General features: G+C 37.7%; 20 protein-coding genes. 4 read left to right on the forward strand and 16 right to left on the reverse strand.

Going from position 1 to position 21,745, the window contains the following annotated elements:
- Positions 1–173: 173 nt before the first annotated feature.
- From LI149_RS13210 to LI149_RS13235, 6 genes are all read right to left on the reverse strand, one after another.
- A complete protein-coding gene (locus LI149_RS13210) occupies positions 174–1,280 on the reverse strand; it encodes a glycosyltransferase (protein ID WP_227143469.1) in 1,107 nt (368 codons plus the stop codon).
- 19 nt (positions 1,281–1,299) lie between these two features.
- Entirely contained in the window at positions 1,300–1,854 is a 555-nt protein-coding gene (locus LI149_RS13215) for a VanZ family protein (RefSeq protein WP_029732420.1), read from the reverse strand.
- A gap of 206 nt (positions 1,855–2,060) precedes the next feature.
- The gene (locus LI149_RS13220) at positions 2,061–3,461 is read right to left on the reverse strand and encodes a DUF4340 domain-containing protein (RefSeq protein ID WP_227143470.1); all 1,401 of its coding nucleotides are present in this window, start codon (positions 3,459–3,461) and stop codon (positions 2,061–2,063) included.
- Complete coding sequence (locus LI149_RS13225; protein WP_227143471.1) at positions 3,448–4,866, reverse strand: GldG family protein; 1,419 nt, start codon at positions 4,864–4,866, stop codon at positions 3,448–3,450. Before LI149_RS13225 ends, LI149_RS13220 begins: the two co-directional genes overlap by 14 nt.
- Positions 4,866–5,729 (reverse strand): ABC transporter permease, encoded by an 864-nt coding sequence (locus LI149_RS13230; protein WP_227143472.1) that lies wholly within the window; start codon positions 5,727–5,729, stop codon positions 4,866–4,868. The genes LI149_RS13225 and LI149_RS13230 overlap by 1 nt, the downstream gene beginning before the upstream one ends.
- Positions 5,726–6,826: an ABC transporter ATP-binding protein gene (locus tag LI149_RS13235; protein WP_227143473.1), complete on the reverse strand. Its 1,101-nt coding sequence runs from the start codon at positions 6,824–6,826 to the stop codon at positions 5,726–5,728. The genes LI149_RS13230 and LI149_RS13235 overlap by 4 nt, the downstream gene beginning before the upstream one ends.
- Before the next feature lie 197 nt (positions 6,827–7,023).
- Between LI149_RS13235 and LI149_RS13240 the strand changes: the two genes are divergently transcribed.
- Positions 7,024–7,707 (forward strand): response regulator transcription factor, encoded by a 684-nt coding sequence (locus LI149_RS13240; protein WP_227143474.1) that lies wholly within the window; start codon positions 7,024–7,026, stop codon positions 7,705–7,707.
- A gap of 24 nt (positions 7,708–7,731) precedes the next feature.
- Positions 7,732–8,802 carry a HAMP domain-containing sensor histidine kinase gene (locus LI149_RS13245; RefSeq protein WP_029732417.1) on the forward strand — a complete coding sequence of 357 codons (1,071 nt, stop codon included), beginning with the start codon at positions 7,732–7,734 and terminating at the stop codon, positions 8,800–8,802.
- Positions 8,803–8,832: 30 nt separating this feature from the next.
- Here LI149_RS13245 and LI149_RS13250 read toward each other — a convergent pair whose 3' ends face one another.
- Positions 8,833–9,090: a hypothetical protein gene (locus tag LI149_RS13250; RefSeq protein WP_227143475.1), complete on the reverse strand. Its 258-nt coding sequence runs from the start codon at positions 9,088–9,090 to the stop codon at positions 8,833–8,835.
- Between the two features lie 136 nt (positions 9,091–9,226).
- Here LI149_RS13250 and LI149_RS13255 point away from each other — a divergent pair, with 136 nt between their 5' ends.
- Complete coding sequence (locus tag LI149_RS13255) at positions 9,227–10,102, forward strand: LysR family transcriptional regulator (RefSeq protein ID WP_117606632.1); 876 nt, start codon at positions 9,227–9,229, stop codon at positions 10,100–10,102.
- Here the strand turns inward: LI149_RS13255 and LI149_RS13260 are convergent.
- The 6 genes from LI149_RS13260 to LI149_RS13285 all read right to left on the reverse strand — a co-directional run bounded on the left by LI149_RS13260 (position 10,099) and on the right by LI149_RS13285 (position 16,457).
- Entirely contained in the window at positions 10,099–10,944 is an 846-nt protein-coding gene (locus LI149_RS13260) for a radical SAM protein (RefSeq protein WP_022278344.1), read from the reverse strand. The genes LI149_RS13255 and LI149_RS13260 overlap by 4 nt on opposite strands.
- 17 nt (positions 10,945–10,961) lie before the next feature.
- Positions 10,962–12,140, reverse strand: coding sequence for a M20 family metallopeptidase (locus LI149_RS13265; protein WP_227143476.1), 1,179 nt, complete (start codon positions 12,138–12,140; stop codon positions 10,962–10,964).
- Positions 12,141–12,153: 13 nt separating this feature from the next.
- A complete protein-coding gene (locus LI149_RS13270; RefSeq protein WP_227143477.1) occupies positions 12,154–13,473 on the reverse strand; it encodes a glycine/betaine/sarcosine/D-proline family reductase selenoprotein B in 1,320 nt (439 codons plus the stop codon).
- A gap of 3 nt (positions 13,474–13,476) precedes the next feature.
- Positions 13,477–14,757 (reverse strand): glycine/sarcosine/betaine reductase component B subunit, encoded by a 1,281-nt coding sequence (locus tag LI149_RS13275; RefSeq protein WP_117660869.1) that lies wholly within the window; start codon positions 14,755–14,757, stop codon positions 13,477–13,479.
- A gap of 243 nt (positions 14,758–15,000) precedes the next feature.
- A complete protein-coding gene (locus LI149_RS13280; protein WP_227143478.1) occupies positions 15,001–15,831 on the reverse strand; it encodes a glycine/betaine/sarcosine/D-proline family reductase selenoprotein B in 831 nt (276 codons plus the stop codon).
- On the reverse strand, positions 15,825–16,457 hold the full coding sequence (locus LI149_RS13285) for a TetR/AcrR family transcriptional regulator C-terminal domain-containing protein (RefSeq protein WP_227143479.1): 633 nt from the start codon (positions 16,455–16,457) through the stop codon (positions 15,825–15,827). The genes LI149_RS13280 and LI149_RS13285 overlap by 7 nt, the downstream gene beginning before the upstream one ends.
- A 340-nt stretch (positions 16,458–16,797) precedes the next feature.
- On the opposite strand from LI149_RS13285, the gene LI149_RS13290 reads away from it, so the two are divergent.
- Positions 16,798–18,513 (forward strand): L-lactate permease, encoded by a 1,716-nt coding sequence (locus LI149_RS13290; RefSeq protein WP_227143480.1) that lies wholly within the window; start codon positions 16,798–16,800, stop codon positions 18,511–18,513.
- 200 nt (positions 18,514–18,713) lie between these two features.
- Here the strand turns inward: LI149_RS13290 and LI149_RS13295 are convergent, their stop codons facing one another.
- The 3 genes from LI149_RS13295 to LI149_RS13305 form a co-directional block, all read right to left on the reverse strand.
- Positions 18,714–19,742 (reverse strand): alpha/beta hydrolase, encoded by a 1,029-nt coding sequence (locus tag LI149_RS13295; RefSeq protein ID WP_227143481.1) that lies wholly within the window; start codon positions 19,740–19,742, stop codon positions 18,714–18,716.
- Positions 19,743–19,933: 191 nt separating this feature from the next.
- Positions 19,934–21,106: a helix-turn-helix domain-containing protein gene (locus tag LI149_RS13300; RefSeq protein WP_227143482.1), complete on the reverse strand. Its 1,173-nt coding sequence runs from the start codon at positions 21,104–21,106 to the stop codon at positions 19,934–19,936.
- Between the two features lie 249 nt (positions 21,107–21,355).
- The gene (locus tag LI149_RS13305) at positions 21,356–21,673 is read right to left on the reverse strand and encodes a hypothetical protein (protein ID WP_081733101.1); all 318 of its coding nucleotides are present in this window, start codon (positions 21,671–21,673) and stop codon (positions 21,356–21,358) included.
- Between the last annotated feature and the right edge of the window lie 72 nt (positions 21,674–21,745).

Raw genomic sequence — 21,745 nt, forward strand, 5'->3', positions numbered from 1 at the left:
AATATATCATGCCCGTCCAGAATTGTCAATATTGTTTTTATTATTTATTTTATTTGCACAATTTGCACAATTTATTTTCCCATCTGAATCGAAAACCTCTCTTTTTTCACAAATCAGAAGAGGTAATCAAAAAAAGGGCATCTTTGCCCGTTAGTTGGGACATAGCACTTTTATCAGTTTACTACATCCTCTATTATACTCTCTATCTTCTTTAATCTTCCTTCATACGTATCCTGTATACTACCTGCCTCAGATTTTTTCTTTAATTCTTCTAAGAATCCCGGTTCATCAAAGCATCTGGAAATTGCATGATACAATATTTCTTTTCTATTTTCTACAATATATCCCCATTTTCCGTTACCGAGATTTTCCTTGATTCCGCTACAATCTGTAGATATAACCGGCACACCAAGTATAACCGCCTCACTGATTGCAAGGTTATATCCTTCATTCAAGGAAGAACAGACAAATAAGTCTGCATTTTTTATATATGGATATGGGTTCTCTTGAAATCCAATCAAATGCTCCCATTTTTCCAAATGATGAGACTCGACCATTTCTTTTAGACGGTCATATTCTTTTCCATCTCCTACTATATTAAGAGTAAAGTCTCTGCCAGCTTCTACCATATGCTCACAGATACTGGTCAGACGAAGAAATCCTTTTTCCGGAATCACACGTCCCACTGCACAAATTGTAAATTTGTCATGTGCCACTTTATAGGCTCTTGCCATTCTGCGGATTGTCTTTGCTTCTAAAGGATTATAACAGACCGCTGCATTTTGAACTAATTCTATACCAAACATTTCTCCAAATGCGACGCGAATTGCCTCTGACACGAATACAATCTTATCGTACTGACTGTATGCATATTTTTCTTCTTCAAAGCTTTTGTAAAATACCGCTGTGCGGTGACGTTTTTTTAAGTTCGTATGCATCCACGCATATTTCCGACACATTGGATCATTACAGCAAGATAGAATCTTCGTGGACGGTCCTTCCAGGAACGCGACCATAACATCGTAAGATTCTTTTACATATTGTTCATATAGCTTAGCTGCATGCTCTCGTATTTCTTTTGTTGCTTCTTTACTTTTACATGGGAAAATATGCGTCACTCTCACATATTGAGGAATCTGTTCAAAGTAAATCCCTTCTCCAAACACGACCAGCAGATGTATCTCATACTTTTTTGGATCCAGATACCGCAACAATGTAAGCAGCACCTTTTCCGCCCCGCCATTATTTAATGTATTAATTGCAAATAAAACTTTTTTCATGAACCTCTCAAACTCTTTTCTATCTGTCTCTATGCCATATTGGTTTTCCCGCTAACAGATAAGCCACTAGATTTCCAAACATGCACCCCAGCATGCAGCCTATACTGTTATTCATAATATCATCGAACTCAAACAGCCCTCTTTTCAGAACAAGTTGCAATATCTCGATTCCGAGCGAAACCACTATTCCACATAACAATCCCTGCCACCAGCGGATCTTTTTGTCAAAGACAAATGGAAGTAATCCACCAAGCGGAAGTAACAACACAATATTTAAAATATCTTCTTTCAACATCTCTCTGCTGCCACGAAATACTGCCCGCCAGGACCAGAATAAATCAAGGTTATAATGATAATCTGTCTGTGGATTTCTTGTAAATACTGTCGATGCATATACAATCGCAAGAAATGTAAGAGCTGCGAGACATGCATATGCCTGAAAGCCTTTCATCTTGTCTCTTTTTACCAACTGTCGCAGGCAAAATGCTACGACTATAAACACAATAACAAAAAACAGGAACTCCCTTGCCGTCCATTCTCTATTATGTGTAACTAATATCTGATAAATATCCAAATGACCGTCTCCTTTTTCAATAGGGACTAGGATAGCACAGATACTTTTTCTTGTCTAGGGCAAAGCCTCTCTTATCACAGAATTTTAACATAAGAATATAAATAACTTCCGGCAGGATTATATAAATGTAAAGAACCCTGGCAAGATTTCTCTCACCGGGGTCCTGTACATTTAGGTTCTACTCGCAGATTCAAGGGGTACGACATTTACTTCAACACAATTGCATTCACTGCTTCCGTCAAATCTACGACCAGATCTCGTTTTACTAGTGATATGGATTTCCCGTCAATTGTCACAAGACAATTCGTTCCATCATATCGATATATTTTAACTTCTTTTTCCGGATATTTGTCATCTTTATAATGTAACGTAAAGCTGATTTCTTCTTTCTCAGAAGGTTCTTCACTTGTAAAATCACTTGCTTTCAGCGCTTTAAGTGCATCTGTAAAGTCTGTTCCTTCAATTTCTTCTCCGTCATAAGTACTGACAACGTCGCCTTTCTTCTCAGACAGATCAATGGTGTAATCTTTATCTTCCAGCGTCACTTTTACACTGTCCACATCGGAAAGATCCGCTGTTACAACTGATTTATGTCTCAGCGAATCATAAGAACCATCTGTCACATTCTTATATTCATCTTCTGTAATCTCGTAGATAATCTTGGAATCTCCGATTCTGACATAGGCTTTGTCGTCCTGTTTTGCGCTGACATGAAGTATAAATGTTTTCTCACTGCTGCCTGCTTCTGAATCTTTACTGTCACCAGAATCCTCCGAAGAATCCTCGGACTTCGGTGTATATTTTACCTCCAGATTATACTGTGGTTCATCAAGTCCATATTTTACAAGTTCTTCATCTGTTGCATTATAAGTCACATACGTTCCAAAATTCAGTGCATTTACATTGTTCAGATAGGTTTTCACAAGATTCGTATCCAGCGGCTGTTCTTCTTTATCTTTGTTCACAAAATAAACGTCGTCCTCATTGTCAGAAAGGCCATCATTTTCTTTGTATTTTGCATCCAAAGAAGTAGATCCGGAAACTTTAATTTCTGAAATCTTCTCCACCTGATTAAAGTTTGGAATCTCATCATTTTTCACAAGTGCATCAATCGTCACATTAAAACTATCCATCGGATCATTTTTCACAAGGTACACATTTCCATCTCCGATTGAAACATAACGCTGTGAATCCATGGTACTATAATCACCCAGTGAGATTTCATAAGTCTCATCGTCTGTCTCCAATGTGATTGTACATTCCGGATTATCCAGACCGTACTGTCCATAATCATCCACATCTTCAATCTCAAATGCCACTCCAAATTCTTTGAATAGTTTTAATCTCTCGGCAATCTTATCTTGATCTACCGGGAAGTTTGCATCATCGGTGTAAGTCCATGTACCATCCTTTTTTTCAAAGGCAAGACTTCCAGAGCTGCTCTTCCAGGAGATTTTATTCACAGAATCACTGTCCACTTCTAAAACCGTTTTGTCACTGTTTTTAATATTTTCTTTCTTTTCTTCTGTCTTACTCAGAGCAAATGTGGCAATACATATCACCACTAAAACTCCAAGCAGGATATATAATTTTTTAGTTCGCTTCATTTGCCCATCTCCTCTTCACAACAATCGCAATACCAACAGCCAGATAAACAATCGGAAATACTCCGATCATGACAAGCTTCAGAATTGACGAAGTAGAATCACTGATTGTCAGATAATTGTATTGTAAGGATTTACTTCTAATTGAAACTGCGTCACGCTGTCCTACCAGTGAAGATATAGAATTCATGACCAGATCCAGGTTTGCTCCGGAAGAATAACTGTTGTATGTATCATCGACCAGATAAGAAGATGCATACCAGATCATCTGTCCATCATTTTCATCCTGTGTAATATCTACTCCTAACGTAAATGGTCCATCTGTATCCCCGTCTTCTTTATCATAAGTTGTCAGATTGTATCCTGCCACCTTTGAATATGCCTCGTCTGATGTTGTGAGAAGTGACGTCACATTTACATCTTTATCCGTGTTTCCAACTTCCAGTCCTCTTGCGATCGGTACGATTGCATAATAATTCTCATCCAGAAGCGGATCTGTAATGTCGCTGCTCTCAATGGTCGGCATCAGGATATACGGTGCCTGAAAAGCATAGTGATCATGGTCTGTATCAACAACAACTCCGTTATCAGATTTTACACCATAATCAGACAACAGGCCGTAAAGGTTCGGAAGGTCTCCACTCTCCACCGGTCCTGCCATAACAAGCAACTTACCTCCGTTGTCAAAATAATTCTCCAGTATATTTTTTTCTTCCTCAGAAATATCACTGGACGGCGCATTTATTAACACAAAATCTGCATCATCCGGAACTTCATTGGTTGTCAGAAGCGAAATTTCTTCCGTCTCAATATTTTCTTTTGTAAGCTGATTGCTAAATGTCGTGGAAAGTTCTGCTTCGCCGTGTCCATTCAGTATATACATCTTTGGCTGTTCGCTGTTCACTACATAATCAATCGCAGAAGTGATTGCTCCTTCTCCGTCAAATGAAGTCGTTCCACTGTAGCCTGAATATGCGCTTCCACTGGTTACGTAGATGTCACTATATGCGATATAACGATTGCGATCCCCACACTCTACGATCAGACTGTTGTTGGCAACCTCATCACTTGTATATTTCTGGGTAAATGTCGGATAAATATCCGGATTCTTCTTTTTTATTTTAATATGATCAGATAATGTATCATATTTGTCCAAAAGCTTTTCAATGACATCGTCTTCTTTACCATTCTGTACGACCCAGTAAATTGTCACATCCTCTTCCAATGCATTTACAACAACTTTTGTGTTGCTTGTGATAGAATAAAGTTTCGTGGAACTGATATCATACTGGGTTACAGAAGACGGCAGTGCCTGGGCAAATATATTTACCACGACCAGAATTGCAAGCACAATTGTTGTCAATACAATAGAATAAGTACCGCCTTTTAAAGCTGTTTTGTTCTTCATTAGTTGTACCTCCTTTTCTCAAGTGACTGAACACAGAGGAACAAGAAGAATACAATGACAGACAGATAAAATACAATAACTGTCATATCAAACACTCCATTTACAAATGTATAAAACCGTTCAAACAAGGACAACGTCTTCATAATATTCGGAAGCAGTCCTTCGAACACACTTTTCTTTGCAAAATAAATCACAGCAACTACAATCAATAAAACTGCACCAACACCTGCCGCAACCGCATCATTTTTCGTCAGGATCTTAATAATCAGACCGACAATCAAAATCAATACAACAAGTGCGATAATGGAACCTATCACACTACTGGAAATGTAATCCGCCAAACTGACACTGTAATAATTGAACAATACAACTGCCACACAGATCCCTGCTGCCATTCCAAGATTCTCTGTCAACGAAGAAATAAACATTCCTATCGCAATAAGTGCTGCACCCATAATGAAAAATGCAATCAAGCTTCCATACGATGTCAAAAGATAGACATCTCCAAACTTTGCAAAGATTAGTGGATAAAAAGCAACAATTACTAGTGGAATTAAAAATACGACTAAAAGCGCAAGATATTTTCCAAGGATAATATCTGTCGTTGTAATCGGCAGCGAATAAAGAAGTTGGTCTGTTCTCTGTTTTCGCTCTTCTGCCAGAACTCTCATAGTCAGGATCGGCACTAATCCGACAAATATAAGGCTGATAAATCCAAGCACATATTCAAAGTTCGCAACTGCCTGCTGGATATTGTAGAGCATAGATCCGATTCCTACGAATACAAGAAGAAATGCTCCGAATACATAGGCCGTCAGAGAATGAAAATAACCGGACAGCTCATGTTTTAATACTGCTTTCATTCTGTTTTCTCCTCCTCTTCCTGTTTCTTTTTATTCCGGTATTCTTCCTCGTCAGTCTCGTCTTTCTCAAGACCGCCGATTTCTTCCAGACCACTGATTTCCATATCCCGAAGATCTGCTTTCACCTGTTCACTATCTTTTTCAGGAACATCTGCCGGGTCAGCAGCTTCTGTCAGCTCCAGGAAGATATCTTCCAAATTTGCTTTCTTGGAGGTCAGCTCGTAAAGCGCTTTTTCTCTCTTTGCAAATTCCATAGAAAGCTTACGGCTGATTCCACGGATATCATCAGAATCTGTCTTCATTGTCACACTTAAAAGGCCGTCTTGCGTCTCACGGTAAGACACCTCTGTAATTTCACCAAGTAAAGACTTCATTTCCTCTACTTCTTCCCGCGTTGCCTCTGTTGTAAACAAGATTTCGTTAGAACCTGCCAGCGACTTCTCCAAATGTTCCGGTTCATCAAATGCAATTAATTTCCCACCAGAAATAATCAACACTTTTTCACAGATTGCCTGCACCTCTGATAAAATATGGGAGCTTAAAATAACTGTATGATTTTTCCCCAACTGCTTGATCAGATCACGGATCTCAATAATCTGAATCGGATCCAATCCTACGGTAGGCTCATCTAAAATAATAACTTTCGGATTTCCAAGAAGTGCCTGGGCAATCCCAACTCTCTGTCTGTACCCCTTCGACAACTTGGAAATCAGACGTTTTCTCACATTCTGGATTCTCGTTTGGGAAATGACACCCTCGATCTGACGATCCATTTCTTTTCCTTTTAATCCTTTCGCTTCTGCAACAAACTTAAGATATTCCTCTGGTGTCTCATTCGTATAAAGCGGTGGAATCTCCGGCAAATAGCCGATTGCTCTCTTAGCTTCTTTCGGCTCTTCAAAAATATCATGGCCATCAATCGTGACCTGACCGGATGTCGCTGACAGACAGCCGGTAATGATATTCATAGTTGTAGACTTTCCGGCACCATTAGGTCCCAGAAAACCATAGACATGGCCCTCATCAATCTCAAAGGACAAATCGTCTACTGCGGTAAATTCACCGTAACATTTTGTTAAATGTTTTACTGAAATCATCACAAACCTCCTACATTTTCTTCCAAGTCTTATTAAAGAAAATGAATCTAAACTCAAATTAAACTTTTGCATGTCCAAAAGTGAAAAGTTTGTGAAAATAGATTTTTAAATGAATTTTTGTGCTAAACTCTCTCATAGACTGAAAGAGGGGATAACATCACTGAAAAATTTATATCAGTTGAATTGGAGGCTTTTCTATGCTACAAATTTTGATTATTGATGATGACAAAAACATACGACGCTATTTAAAAACAATTCTTCTGGCCGCCGGGTACACTCCAATCTGCACGGAAACAGCCGATGAGGCACTACATATTATGGAGACATACAATATTGCACTCATCATTCTTGACATTATGCTCCCCGGAACAGACGGGTTTACATTCACAAAGCTTCTGCGCGATTGTAAAAATGATATACCTATCTTGATGCATACTGCAAAGCAGCTTCCGGATGACATAAAAACAGGATTTCTTGCCGGTGCTGACGATTATATGACGAAACCGGCTGATGAGGATGTCCTTCTTCTTAGAATCAAAGCGCTTCTGCGACGGGCAAAAATCACTGCTGAACACAAGCTTCGCATTGGACATACTATACTAAATTATGATGCCCTGACCGTCACTACAGATAAGGATACCCAGCTGCTTCCTCAGAAAGAGTTTCTTCTATTATATAAGCTGCTTTCTTACCCAAACCAGATATTCACCCGCATGCAGCTTATGGACGATATCTGGGGACCGGATTCTGATTCCGATGATGCGACTGTCAGCGTACACATCAACCGTCTCCGGAACCGCTTCCAGAATTGTCATGATTTTTCCATAACCACAATCCGGGGGCTTGGATATAAAGCACAGGTGCAAGAGGCACTCATGTAAATGTAATATATGGAGATTTAAATAATGATGAAATACTTTACACATACAAATGCAGGCAAATTAAAACTAAATTTTCGGGCAAAAATGAACCTTCTTACAACCGGTTTAATCTTTGTCCTACTGTTATTATCCACATTTCTCGGAAACGGAGTTATGATCCTGCTCATCCATCATGGCTTCATCAATGCCGGACCACCGTCCTCACAGATTCCGCTTCTGATTCAGACCGGGATCATCAGTATTATCATTGGCACCTTGATCACACTTCTGATCAGCCACCTGCCGCTCAAACCTCTCCATACATTGGTCGAGGCTATTCATCAAGTATCCACAGGAAATTATGATGTTAAAATCCACTTGGAACACCCAGCAGAATTCCGAGAAGTATCTGATTGCTTTAATCACATGACCGAAGAATTGTCCTGTACAGAAATGTTACGCTCAGATTTTATCAACAACTTCTCTCACGAATTCAAGACCCCGATTGTCTCCGTTCTTGGATTCGCGAAATTATTAAAATCCGACCAACTCACAAAAGATCAACGCGAAGAATATCTGGACATTATTATAGAAGAGTCCAGGCGCTTATCAGAACTTTCCACGACCATACTTGACCTTTCCAGAATTGAAAGTCTCTCTTCCCTTTCCGGACAGACAACATTTTCCTTAAGCGAACAGATCCGGGAAGCAATTCTGTTATTGGAATATAAGTGGTCCCAAAAACATCTGAAGCTGGATCTTAATCTGGAAGAATTAGACATCCTCGCTGATGAAGCACTGCTAAAACAGGTATGGATCAATCTTCTGGACAATGGAATTAAGTTTTCCCCAGAGTTTGGAAAATTATCTGTCTCTCTTCACACAAAAGATGGAACCTGCATCGTCAAAGTTCAGGATCACGGTCCCGGCATGGATCAGGCAACCTCTGATCTAATCTTTACCAAGTTCTATCAGGGCGATACTTCACACCAGTCGGAAGGCAATGGTCTGGGACTTGCACTTGTAAAGAAAATCATAGAGCTGCATCGCGGTACAGTCACCGTGGAAAGCAATACAGGAAAAGGCAGCACCTTCATTGTGGTGCTGCCTTTATAGCTTTTCTGTTTCCAAAATCTTTACTATCTTTTATCGGATATGCAAAACTCCTGAATGAGCCCCCGCAATCCAATTCTCCAAAGTATTTCTTGAAACAATCCCTTCTGTATTCTTTTTATATTTTGCCATCCCATATAATGAAACAAAAATCATGCTTGCAAATAAAAATCTTGCACTTCCAAACATCTCTCCTTGCACCTCAAAGTACAAATATGCGGATACAAAAAATATGAAAATCACACCAAAAAATATTAATTTATAATTTCTATACCAATTTGTGTTTTTCATAAGTTTACACCTCCCTCTTTCTTTTTCTAACTATAGTATATAGTATTCCTTTTTGTTTGTAAAATTAAACTTTGGAACTATTTTCCATTCCATTTTGGAATATATGTATGATATAATCTTATTAAGGAGGTTTTTTATGAACAATAAAGACTATTTAATTGTTGCTACACTCGGAGAAACGCGAAATATTACCCGTACAGCCGAACGACTTTTCATGACACAATCTGCCATTTCCAAACGTATTAAATTAATAGAGCAGGAATTTAGCTGTGATTTGCTTGTACGCTCCCGGCATGGTATCTTTTTTACAAAGGCAGGGGAACATATCTTAGACTTTTGTCGCAACACACTTGAAGAACTAGATGCACTAAAGCAACAAGTGAATTTTGAACATAATGAAATATCCGGTACCCTTCGCGTCGGTTACTCAATCAGCTACGGAACTTACTTTCTTGCCAGTCAGCTTGCTTCTTACCATGAAGCATACCCTAAAGTAAATCTCCAAGTCAGTACCGACCAAAGTAGTCAGCTCTATACCCAAATGATTCAAGGATCTCTAGACCTTGCCATTATCCGAGGAGAATACAGTTGGGATGGACCAAAATATATACTTGCCAAAGAACAAGTCTATGCTGTTTGGAATCATTCAATGGATTCTAAATCTTTATCGGAATGTTTATACATAAGTCGAAAAACGGACCCATACCTCACCAATCAAATGATTAAATGGCTTCGTGAAAAAGAACTTTTTTCAAATTCTTCTCAAATATGTGTAGATAATATTACCACTTGCAGACAGTTAGTAGATTCTGGCATTGGCTGGGCAATATTACCAGAAATTGCTCTTGAACATTTTGACGGAACAAAAATGAAATTACTCTTTAATGATGGGACACCCTTTACCCGTTGCACCTATATTCTGGTTCAAAATGGAGCCATAGCCCTTCCTCAGATTAAATATTTTATTAATCTGATATTGTCTCTTACTGATACAAAAAAGGAACCGAGTTAGTTTTCGGTTCCTTTTGCTAATTCATTCATCCAGTTTATCATTTTTTCTTTATCATACGGCAGTTTACCTATGACTGTATATTTATTCAATACAGTTGTATCCGCAAATATGCAGTCTGACATTTTCAGATTCTCCAGTATTTTTTTCGCTTCCATCATACGACTTCGTAAATCTAAAGGTACAAACAGACCTTGATTATATTGCTTATACAAATCTGTATCGTTCCAGATTTTTAATCCAATCATCCATATTCTTTCAGGTTGTATGACATTCAAAAATTTTGCAGTATCTTCCGCATGTTCTTCTGACATTTTTTTACCACCAAGTCCCGGAATTACCGTAACTGAATATGTAATTCCTGCCCTGTGTAATCGTTCGCAAGCTTCTATACCCTGTTCTGGTGTTACACCTTTATTCATTTGTTTCAACACTTTTGCATTTCCAGACTCTATTCCAATATGCAAATGACAAATTCCTTTTTTTCGTAGTACAAGAAGCTCTCTCTCATCCTTTCTTAAAACATCATCAACCCTTGCATACATACTGATTTCATGAATCCATGGCATATAACGCTCTACATATCCAGTAATTGCCAATATTTTCCCCGTATCCATTACAAATGGATTTTCTCCCAGCAAAAAAATACGTCTTTTTGCTTTTGCATATGGTACGAGCATTTTTGCTTTTTTCTCTATTTCTTCAAGAGGAAATATATAAAAATCATCCTTTGTAAAATCACAAAATGCGCATTTATGCCAACTACATCCTAGCTCTGTTTCTAATAATGCGCTGTCCTTTTCCCAAAATGGACGATACACTTCTTTTTCTGTATATAATTCCACTATATATTTCCTCTTTTCTAATTTTGAAGTATCTGTTTTGCTATTGAATTAAATCCAGCAACTCCTTCCCACAATACATCTTCATCTACATTGAAGCGTGAAGAATGATGTGGATAGTCTGTTCCTTTTTCTGTATTAGAAGAACTCAGATATAAAAAAGCCCCCGGAACTATATTTAAATAATTTGCAAAATCTTCACCTGCCATACATGGTGACTCCATATGCCGCTCCACATATTGAATTCCGAGAGTCCCTTCTATGGCATCTGCTGCCAAATCTGCCATATGTCTGTCATTTACGACCGGTGGTGCTCCCCATATAATTTGGAATTCGCATTCACCGCCAAAAGTCATAGCTGTCATATTTGCAATCTCTTCAATTCTTTTTGCCAGATATTGCCGTACACTTTCGTCCACCGCACGAGTTGTTCCTTCCAGTATCACTGAATCCGGTATAACATTATACTGATTGCCACCTATAATCTTACCAATTGAAATCACACTGGCAATTGTTCCCATAAGTTCTCTTGTCTGAATAGCCTGTAGTGCTAATACAAGATGCGAAGCTATCTGAACCGGGTCAATCCCCTTTTCCGGATTTGATCCATGACAAGATTCTCCCTTTATTTTAATAATAAAATGATCATAGGAGGCCATACAGCAGCCTGAAGATATGATAAACTTTCCACAAGGAATTTCTTTTCCAAATAAAGTACCTATATGCAGTCCAAAAATCGCGTCGACATTTTCAACATATCCATCCTCAATAGCAATTTCTGCTCCTCTGGCTGTTTCTTCACCAGGCTGAAAAATTAATCTTACCACTCCATGCATAGAATCTTTCCACGTAAGGAGCATTCTTGCTGTCCCAAGCATAATTGCCATATGCGCATCATGCCCACAGGCATGCATATATCCCGGATATAGAGATTTATAATCAATATCTAATTCCTCTTCCAACTGCAAAGCATCCATGTCTGTGCGAAACGCAATTGTTTTTCCGGGATATGCACCCTCTATGGTTGCCATAATTCCACTGCCTCTTTCTGAACAGACATATGGTATGTTCAACGCATCTAATTCCTTTTTTATAAATTTTTCTGTCTCAGGAAGTTCCAGCCCTATTTCTGGAATCTTGTGCAAATCCCTTCTAATCCGCAACACATATGCTTGAATTCCACCATATTGCTGTAACATATCCGACTCCCCTTTATTCACAAATTAAAGCATGTTGTCCTTCTTCTGGCTTTTCTGTTAACATTTCCAATGCTTCTTCCACCATTTCTTTTCTATATTCAACTTCTTGCTCATGTGGAAGTGACGGATTACCAAATACATGAAGCACACTATTTCCTCGTAAAATTCGATGAGCACCGATTCCCTCAGAAATTTTGGTAAGATTTGTTACATGGATAATTGGGATTCCAGCTCTTTCAATTTCTTTTGTCATCACTGCACCGCAGCGAGAGCTAGTACCTCAAGTAGATGTCAGAATTGCAGCATCCACTCCATTTTCTTTCATATCTTTTGCAATTCCTTCTCCAAATTTCTTTCCCATTTCCATCGGAGTCATAACTCCTGCTGTAGAATAAAACTTCTGATATACCTCTCCGATTTTACCTTCTTTCTTCAACTTCATAAGTGCATCCACCGGAACAAGACGGTTCGGATCAGCCAGTACAAATGCATTATTGTATCCCTGATGACTGACCTCATAATCTTTTGCATTCAGTGTATCCACTCCATGAGTGTCATATATCTTATAATATTTTGAATTTGTCGGAACCTGGTTATCCGGATTTCCCTTTGGCACAAGCCCTCCGTCAGTGACTACTGCTATTTTTATCTCATCTAATGGCTTATTCAGAACCGGAAGTGGTATATCTTCATGGTTCGGCATGATGACTTCTGTATAGAAGTTCTCGTGATGATACTTTTTAAGCAACATAGCTAACGCTCTCTTTGGTGCCGGAATTGTATAGTCGATTTCAATTTCCGGACCTGATCCATGATATCCTTCCTTCTTACCATCTCCAATAAAATCACCTTCTACAAGGCGTTTAGCAAAAACTGCAACCTGTTTTACAACCTGTCGCATCTTTGCAGCATTGTTTTCTGTCTGAAGAATATAGCACTGATCCTTGTAGAGATCTGTACCAGGATTTTCCGCATACAATGCAGTAACTGCTGGGATTTTCAATGTTCTTGTCACCGCAGAAGTCGCAGCACCACAACCGATTCCATATCTTCCTGCATTAAATCCAGGCCCTGCCACAAAAAGCTGTCCTTTATATTTTTTCACAGTGTCTATCAACTGTCTACACACTTCGTCTGTATTCTCTGCTATATAATTATCTCCACAAATAAATGTAGCTACAATTTCATAATTTTCTCCTAGATTTTTGGCAAGAGCAAGTCCTGGTCCTACCGGTTCTTCTTTTATAACAATCCCCATACTAGCAGTGTCTTCTCCGCCATATCCACCATAAAACTGATTAATATAATGTACGACTCTGATTTTTTCTGTCATGATCTACGCCTCCTTTTCCGGTACTTCCGGCAAATCTGAATCTGTAGTTACATAACAGTCACCCAGTTGTGACCAAATTCCCTGATAAGCAAAATTCGTAGTATGTGTAAACGGCCCTCTCACATCTATTCCCATCAAACTTGGCACATTGGCCCCTTCTCCAATCACCCGTTCTACTCTCGGATGATGAAGGTCGTAATTTCGTCCACTGTTTATAACGGCATCAATCTTTGGATCTGATATGACAAGCATATCACCAGGTTTATCATTAGATACAGCAGACAAATTCATAACACATGTCATTCCCATTTTTTCTGCCCAGTTAAATGCAAGTGCACTGTCCAGCTGGCAATGTCCCATACCTGATTTATTTACAATAACGCAATCTGCTTTTAAAGTTTCTTTACACAAGGTAGCTGCCATCATACTCATTGCATCTTTTCCATCAATTTTCATAACATTGTTGTCCATAACAAAACCGACGAACTCAATGTCTTTTCCATGGCGTTTCATCAATTCTTTGATATAGACTTCATTTTGAAGATAATAGTTCGGCTCCCAATATCTCCATACCATAGCTCCATCGAGCACTTCTGTTGGTTGAAGAATTGTTGGGAGAAATCCTAACGCGCTCTGCCCATATACAAGGAAATTCCAAGTATCATGAGAAGCCATATGCGTAACCAGATATGCTACCTTCGGAAGTGGTTTACCATCCGCTCCAAGACCTACCGGTCCCAGTTCATAAACCTCTGATTCATCCGGTTTCATAGCAATTGCCAGTTTTGCCAGATAAACGTTAATGCTTAACGATGCATATTTTAAAGCCTCTGCATAACTTGCATCACTGACACCTTCTGCCGGAGTCGCATCTAAAATAATATGGTAATGTCTGGAAAAGTTAGAGTATTTTGCACATTCTCCTCCCATATCCAAATAATATTTGATGTTGCATTTTGCATAATAAATATCCGATACAACCACTCCTTTTAATGCAACGGTACGGCCTTCTCCCATAGGTGCAAGTTTTCCCCAGATTCCAGGATAAGATGTTTCTGGTGCATCTGCTTTACAACGCGGCTGCATTACGTCATGAATTCCCAGGATTCTGCAACTTTCTCCTGGTACAGCCAGCTTAATATCCAGACTTCCGAACAATTCACTTTTTGCCTGATTTATAAGCTCTTCTTTGTTGACTGTCAATACACCTTCTGACAGTTCTGTTTTCTTTCCAAATTGAACCTTTTTGACACGAATGTAATCAATTTGTAACCTTTTACTCATGGCATTTTCTCCTTTCTCACATTGAGACGCTGCATTCTTCCATGCAGTGATACTTAGCCAAACTCTACTGTTGTATATATTTTATCTTTCATTTTTTTCATTCTCAATTTACAGAAAAGTATTGTGTCTAATTCTATTACAAATATCATATATGTACCATTTTTTAGTAAAAAAAGAACCTCTCATTACAGATTTTCTTTTTCTGCAATAAAAGATTCTTTTCTTATTTTCTTATATTCCTTCTTATTCGATGACCTGCTGTAACTGATTTAACGTTTCCATGACTAATCGTCTGCGTTGTTCTTTTTCCTGTTCCAAGGGCAATTGCGGATTTCCAAAGGGATAACAAACATTATTACCTTTTACTATCCTCACACTACCAGAGTCAATAGCTATGCGCGTCAGATTTGTAACCTGTACAACTGGAATTCCGATATTTTCAATTTCTTTTCCAATATAGGTTCCACATCGAGTACTTGTTCCACACGCTGATGTAATAATCACAGCATCCACTTCATATTGTCTGATTAAAGATGCAATTCGTTTCCCGAGACGAATACTTTCTTCTGTCGATGTCATCACTCCTGCTGTTGTTAGAAAGATATCACATAATTTTCCAATAATTCCTTCTTTCTCCAACTCTCTCATAATATCTACCGGCAACAAACGATTCGGATCTGCATTCACATACTGATTATCATAACCCTGATGGCTGACTTCATATTTGTCTGGCTTCAATGCCTCGCACCCCTGAATACTGTACGCCAGACATATTTTTGCGTTTGTTGAAGGAAGTTCTTCAGGATTTCCTTTCGGTACCAGCCCTCCATCTGTCATCAAAAGAATCTTTGCTTCATTAAGCTTTTTATGAAGATTCGGTATCTTCGGTTTTTCGGGCGACACCATGATAACCTCACTTTGAAAATGTTCTCCCCGATGCTTTTTTAACAACATCTCAAGGCATCTTTTGGGCGCTGCTTCCTTATAATTAATAAATGGAACTATGTTATCTTGATTTTTTTCTCCAGTCAGCCCGTCAGGAATTGAATAAATATACTCTGAACGTTCTAACATACTTTCAAACACTTCTTTCTGCTAATCATATTCGCTTTTTCCATATGCTCTCCCAGCATTCGCTCTTCTGTTAAATGTGCATAACCTGAAGCTTCAAATTCCAATACTGCATGTACTTGTTCAAAATAACTCATATAATTATCTCGCATTCCATCCTTGACCCAGTCCGAAATAATTCCAACTAAAGAATGCGCTTTCATTTTCGCCATGAGCTGCAACTCTGACTCTGTTAATTTAAATCCTGATTCGGAATAGCGCATATCAATATTAATTTTCCACATTTCATAATAAAGATCATTCAGATATTCATATAATGAATTCTGACCCACATACTGAAAACATGCAAGATAGAATTTTCGATTTGCATATAAACACTTACATACATTTAAAAAGCTATCTGTCAGTTTAGATGGATCATTAAACGAATTTACATTTTGAAGCATATCCGTATAAAAAACCCAGTTAATTAATTCGTATTTATCTTGAAAATGATAATAAAATGTGTTCCTGCTTATATTACAATAATCTGTAATACACTTGACAGAGATTTTAGATAATGGTTGTTTCTCCAATAACTTCTTTAATGCGGTCGCCAACGCTTCTTTCGTTATCTGATTATTAGCCATACATTACACTCCTTTGAGATATTTACTCTCTTATAAGCTTTAAATTGTATGTTTTTTCTCTCTAACAATATTCTATTATAGATTATTCAACTAATCAACCTCAATCATTAATTATTTTTTGTACATTTTAGCATTTTTGTCTAATTTTTCACCCCATACAATTTATTAGTTCAATATTTTCAACAAAAAACAACACACTTTTTTTTATTGTTCATATTTAAAACAGACAACGGCTTTGTAAAATGAAATCCTCAACTTTTTTTGTTATTCTAAAACCATGAAATATGCCATTTTCTACTGTTATAAACAAGCAAATTTCGCATTTTAGGAGGGATTTTTTATGTATGCACTTATTGCTGCTATTCCTATTTTATTGACCGTCATACTAATGGTCGGCTTTAACTGGCCGGCAAAACGGGCCTTGCCCGCATCTTGGCTTATTGCCTGTTTTGTTGCCGGATTTATCTGGAAAATGGGAATACTCGAAATTGGTGCTCAGACTCTTGCGGGTTTTCTGAGTGCTTTTGAAACACTTTCAATTATTTTTGGCGCAATCTTACTTATGAATGTTTTGAAACAATCTGGCGCAATGGCTTCTATTAATAATATCTTTTCAAATATTACAAAAGATGCCAGGATTCAAGCAATCCTTGTAGGATATGTATTTGCCGGATTTATCGAAGGCGCTGCCGGATTTGGAACACCTGCTGCACTTTCTGCTCCAATCTTAATCTCACTTGGATTCCCACCGTTGGCAGCAGCTGCTGTATGTTTAATTTACAACTCTACACCTGTTTGCCCGGGGCCTGTCGGTGTTCCAACACTGACAGCTTCCAGTGTTGTATCCTCTTCCGTAACAGCTCTTGGCGGTGATCCGGATAAGTTTACCGCTATGCTGACCAAATGGACCTGTATTCCACATATGGTTGGTGGTCTGTTCATTATTTTTATCGGACTTTGTGTCCTTTGTAAAGTCTTCGGAAAAAACCACAGTTTTAAAGATGCATTAAAAGCACTTCCATTCTGCATCCTTACAGGTGTTGTTGTCGGAGTTCTCTATCTTACAATGGCATTTTTTGTAGGTCCAGAATTAACTTCTATGGTTGCTTTTCTTGCAGCATTGCCAATCTTAATCCTCGCTGCCAAAAAAGGATTTTTAATGCCAAAAGAAGTTATGACTTTTGATGGAGTGGAAAAATGGGGCGACCAAAGCTGGCTTTCAACGCAAACCGTCAGCCAGCCACAAGATAAAGGTATGTCGCCTGTTAAAGCATGGATGCCATACGTAATCATCAGTATTATCCTTGTTTTAACACGTGTTGGCTTTTTCAAAATAAAACCGATTCTCACAGATGAACCATTTATTCTGCACATTGATCATATTCTTGGATTTGACACGATCAACTGGGATTTTAAATTCTTATGGAATCCTGGTATTATGCCATTTACATTAATTGCTCTTATTACCATTCTGCTTCACAAAATGAGTAAACATGAAGCCAAGGTAGCAATCAAAGATTCTTTTTGTCAGATATCCGGTGCTGCTATTGCATTACTTTTCGGTGTTGCCATGGTTAATCTTTATCGCTACACAAGTAATGCTAACATAGGTGCAAAAGTTGCTTCCACAGTAATTGATACTTTTGATTATACAAACAGTAGTATGTTATATGTCATGGCAGATGCGCTAGCAAATATTTTTCATGGTGCATACTTTATTATCGCTCCATTTATCGGTGTACTCGGCGCCTTTATGTCAGGATCATGTACCGTATCCAACACCTTATTTTCTTCCCTGCAATTTGAAACAGCTTCTCTGCTAGGCATGTCCCAGGTATTGATAGTAGCCCTTCAAAACTGTGGTGGTGCAATTGGAAATATGATATGTGTAAACAATATCGTATCTGTATGTGCTACAACTGGAACCAGCGGTAATGAAGGTAAATTAATCAAGACCAACATTATTCCTTGCATCATATACTGTGTAATTGTTGCTACCGTTGTCGGAATCTTCATGGCATCAGGAATTAACCCAATGCCTGAATTATTAAAGTAAGAGAATCAAAGTCATCTGTCCAAACATTACAGTCGTTTTAAACATATACTTTCTTATTATCATATTATCAGAGGGTGTCGCAAAATCATCAAATCAGAGGATTGAGCGATACCCTTGCTCTCTGTATAAAAATCCGAAAGCTTTCATACCCCCGAACAAGTTATTACATTTGAATAACAAAAGTACAGATCCTTTTCTGTTTAAGGTATAGAGTAATCATTTGGTTCACCACAATTCTTAATGACTGACCATACTCCATTGTTATGATGAGCTCCTCCAAACACATGATATTCAGCAAATGAATGTGCTTTCAAAAGCTTCGTGTAAAATTCAATATTTCCAAAAATATCCGGATCCATTTCACTTTGATACATAAATGTTGGCGGGAATCCAATACAATCCTCTACTGTTGCATGATTAGCAAGTGCCTCTGGTCCTACCCTGTTAGAATCAAAGTTTCTACCTAACCATTGATATAATCCATCATGCTGTTCAACAGAATCCCATACACCACTATAGAAAGAAGATCCATCTTTCTCTCTATCGTCTGTCTGTGCACTAACCGTTACAATTCCTCTTGGACTATATCCATATCTCTTCAAACGGAATGCTAATGCCAATGCAAGGTGTCCGCCTGTACTTGATCCACTCAATACAACTTTGTTTGGATGAATACCAAGCATATCCGCATTTTCATTCATCCATTTATATGCTGCATGTAGGTCATTGATTGCAGCCGGATACTTTGCCTCCCATGAAAGTCGATAAATCGGAACAATACCAATGCATTTATGTTCCTCACAAAGTCGCTCAATCGGATATGCATTAGGATTCAGTGAAACGAGTGCTCCTCCAACCACATAGTAAAGCACACGATTCTTACGTGGTTTTATATTTTTAGGTTTCACTACCCACACTTCCACTGGTGTGTCAGGCTCTTCTTCACACCCTGGCACTTCGTATTTTTCGATATCGCAGGTATGTTCTGTACTCCACCACTGATCATAATATGCCTGTTGTCTCTTTTTTCCCAACTTAAATTTTTCTTCATCCGAAACTTCTGGGTTGTACAAAGTTGCCGTCTCAACATTTAAAGCCGGATCTATGTACCAGAAATCTGCTCCATCCGGGTGTCCCCATTTCGAATCTGTAATGTCAGTAATCCGGTTACTTTCCGCAATAAGTTGAGATCCTTTGTCATTCAATTTTTCAAAATTTCTCTGTAACATGCCATTTCCTCCTTACATAACATATTATCTTTTTTCAAGGTCTCTGATTCCTTGTCTTACTGTATGTATATTATAGTTTTATAGAAATATGAAATCATTGTTTTTTAAAACAAAAAAAGAAGAAGATTTTTGTATTTTCTGACAAGTTAATTCTTCTTCTTTAATATTCTATATTTTCTGTCATTTATTTTCTAAACTTTGCATTCACTTTGTTGTAAATGCTGATATGCAATAATTGCTAATTGTAATCGAAATCTGGCATTTGATTCTCTTGAATTATATCCAAGAATCTCATCCACTTTTTTCAATCGATATTTTACTGTATTAACATGAATAAACAAACGTTCTGCTGTTGCTTTTAAATCCTCTCCATAAGTATAATAAACAGCAAGAAGTTGCAATAGATCCTGATGCCCAAACAACGGGTCTAACACTTGGTCTACCAACTGCTCTAATTCTTCCTCTGATCTCTTTAATATAAACATGTGTGCATACCAGTCATCATAAAATTGAATTTGGTTTTTTAGTTCATATACTACATTTTCTGTCTGTATTGCATCTAAATAACTCTTTCTAAAATCATCCAGATTTTTCACCAAAGAGCCTACTACCGCACTCCAAATTCTTCCTGAAATGACCTTTTTTATCTCTTCAAAAACATTTTTTAATTCTTCATGAACCACACTTCTTCGAATATTATTTGGAAAGGGAACAAATGAAATCATAGTCTCTCCATCTAAAAAAGAAAGTAAGTTTTCGTTTTTCTGTGTCACATAATTTGAAACAATTCCTTCTGCCTGTTTCAAATTCATTTCTACTCCTATTGAATGTTCGTCCTGTTTCTTTTCGAGCCTCAAAATCATACATATGTACTTGTTTTGCGAATGATAGCCAAACCGTTCACCCACAATATTTCTATCACAAACTTCATTTCCTGAATAACAAATTTCCCGTAACCAATTTTCTACATATCTTTCATTTTCAAAATTTGTAGCAAGAACAACCGACAATTGTTTCGTAAAACTTAACATATTCGTATATACCGGCATATGTATGACAGGAATTCTTTGATTATCATAACACTTCAACTGTTTTCCATATAAGCACCCATCCTCAAATGGTTTATCGTCAAATACCAAGATTCCTGAAGCATTACATTCTTGTAATGCTTTATACACATTTTTAAACTCCTGTTCTTCTAATTCTCCGGTATATACAAGAAGAAGACCTGGTATAATCCAATTATCAAATCTGAGAGCAATATCTGGCGAACACCAAGTAACATCTGAATCTAAATTTGCATTTCCATGTTCTACAACTGCATTTTTCATAAGTGGAGTTTGTAATAATTCAAATAAAGTCATTATCATCTCTCCTCCAATCTTTCACTCTTAAACAATCTTATAATAACATAATGAAAAATAATTTGCAAAAGACAAGAAAAAAGTCTTAAACTTTGCAAAAAAAGTTTAAGACTTTTCAAATAAATGCCGCAGACCGGAATCGAACCGTTTTTCTTAATCTCAAATACTGATAGAAAGGGGCTTTGAAGACTTCATCACGGTTGCGGTGTTCAAAAAGTGTTCAAATGTTTGTCGCATACAAACTTGAAGTTATCTTTTTCCTAATGGCAATGCTATTAAATTTCCCAATAATGCAATAACAGCATATCCAACTACATAAACCCATGCACTTGAGTTATAAAATATAAATATAGATGGCGCAAACATTATTGCTACAATCAAAATATACCAGAAGTTAAAACCATTCCTAATCCCATAAAAAACAGAGGTTATTAAACATATTAGAGGAATAATTACTAACATAACAATCATTGCACTTCCTGTGTTTTTTATAAACCAAGGAACGATATAAAAATCTATCAGCAACAGTAGGTAGAAAACCATGTTCTTTTTTAATTTATCCATCATATCATCATCCTTTCAAATCCCGATTGAACAAAATCGCTGCGCGATGGCCTGCCAAGGCTGTGGCGCAGTTTT

Origin of the sequence: Dorea sp. 210702-DFI.3.17 (genome assembly GCF_020560825.1) — a bacterium.
Taxonomy (GTDB): domain Bacteria; phylum Bacillota; class Clostridia; order Lachnospirales; family Lachnospiraceae; genus Dorea; species Dorea formicigenerans.